Source organism: Aminobacter sp. P4_D5 (assembly GCF_056401815.1).
Window position 1 is genome coordinate 1 of record NZ_JBFUIP010001438.1, and the last position, 512, is coordinate 512.

General features: G+C 70.3%; 1 protein-coding gene. It reads left to right on the forward strand.

The features are described 5' to 3' along the window. Positions 1 to 460: DUF1214 domain-containing protein (locus AC1DWF_RS38845; protein WP_476843711.1), on the forward strand; the 460-nt coding region annotated here is incomplete at its 5' end. Positions 461 to 512: the final 52 nt, after the last annotated feature.

Consider the following 512-nt stretch of genomic DNA (forward strand, 5'->3'; position numbering starts at 1 on the left):
CTTCCAGTCGGTGGACGCCCGCGCCGCCTATTTCCAGGTGGCCTATTCCTCGGCGCCGGCCATGGTGGTCGACGCGATCGGGCTAGGCTCCAAGTATCCCTCCACCTACCGGGATGCGGACGGCACGCTGCTCGACGGTGGGAACAGCTATCGGCTGCGCCTGCCGCCGGGGATACCGGCGGCGCTCTACTGGGCCGTGACCGCCTACAATCCGGCCGACGGCACCATGCCCGAGACCGAGCAGCCCTTCCCGTCGCGCAACCAGTTCGACCGCGTCGCGACGGGGGCGGACGGCTCGGTGGAGCTGTTCTTCGGCCCGACGCGCCCTGACGCGGCCCCGGAGCGGAACTGGATCCAGACCCTGCGCGGCCGGGCCTTCATGGTGGCCGTGCGGCTCTATGGCACGACCGCCACCTTCTACGACCAGAGCTGGCGGCCGGACGACCTCGTCCGGCTGTGAGCCGAAGCCCCCTCCCGGTCTCGAGGACACGAACCATGCACGGCACTTCCTC